Raw genomic sequence first — 581 nt, forward strand, 5'->3', positions numbered from 1 at the left:
CGTTGGTACAGTGGTGAAAAACCGTATTCATCGCCGGTTCAATACGCCAAACCCATGTCAGAAACTGACCACAGATATTACAGAATTCAAGTGTGCAGATGGCCTAAAACTCTATCTTAGTCCAATTATGGATATGTATAATGGCGAAATCCTTTCATACGGCATCAGTATGCGACCGACGCTTGACTTTGTGATCGAACCCTTAGAAGAAGCCCTTAAGGTCATAAAGAATGCAAAATACCGGACTACCATCCACTCGGATCAGGGCTGGCACTACCAGCACGGAAAATGGGTTTCCCTCTTAAAAGAACATAAAGTGTTCCAGAGTATGTCGCGGAAGGGGAACTGTCTGGACAACGCCCCTATGGAAAATTTCTTTGGATTATTGAAGCAGGAGATGTATTACGGCGAATCGCTTCGAACATATAAGGAACTGAAACGTGCTATCGAGGCATACATCCAGTATTACAACAACAAACGAATCAAACAGAAATTGGCTGGCATGAGTCCGGTTCAATACCGTCTTCACACCAGCCAACTAGCTGCGTAATATAAAACTCTAACTTTTAGGGGTCACATCA

At 43.7% G+C, this 581-nt stretch carries 1 protein-coding gene; it reads left to right on the forward strand.

Going from position 1 to position 581, the window contains the following annotated elements; genetic code table 11:
* On the forward strand, nucleotides 1-550 hold a 550-nt coding region (locus ACTHPA_RS18505), incomplete at its 5' end, for an IS3 family transposase (RefSeq protein ID WP_440502420.1).
* Nucleotides 551-581: the final 31 nt, after the last annotated feature.

It is taken from the genome of Sporosarcina sp. SAFN-015, from assembly GCF_051966875.1.
Taxonomy (GTDB): Bacteria; Bacillota; Bacilli; order Bacillales_A; family Planococcaceae; genus Sporosarcina.